This window comes from Vogesella mureinivorans (assembly GCF_007644035.1).
GTDB classification, from domain to species: domain Bacteria; phylum Pseudomonadota; class Gammaproteobacteria; order Burkholderiales; family Chromobacteriaceae; genus Vogesella; species Vogesella mureinivorans.
This window is the reverse complement of the sequence record NZ_VMTV02001179.1, coordinates 1-252: the sequence shown is the minus strand read 5'-3', so window position 1 is coordinate 252 and position 252 is coordinate 1. Positions and strand designations below refer to the sequence as shown.

The following is a 252-nucleotide window of genomic DNA, read 5'->3' as shown; positions in this document are numbered from 1 at the left end:
CACCAGTTGCACCGGGCCCATCGAGGCCGCCGCGGGCGGCAGCACGCGCATTCCGGCCGATGACCGCGCCCACACCATCCGCACCGCGGTCAAACCCGATGCGCGTGCGTCCGACCTGCGCCAGCCAGGCCATATCTTTCCTCTGACCGCGCAGCCGGGTGGCGTTCTAGCGCGAACCGGCCATACCGAAGCCGCGTCCGACCTGCCGCGTCTGGCCGGGCTGGAACCCGCCGGCGTGCTGGTCGAGATCCT

1 protein-coding gene is annotated in these 252 nt (G+C 71.8%); it reads left to right on the top strand.

Annotated elements, in window-relative coordinates; all coding sequences use genetic code 11:
- The coding region (locus FLQ44_RS23400; RefSeq protein ID WP_206209158.1) for a 3,4-dihydroxy-2-butanone-4-phosphate synthase at window positions 1–252 on the top strand (252 nt) is incomplete at both ends.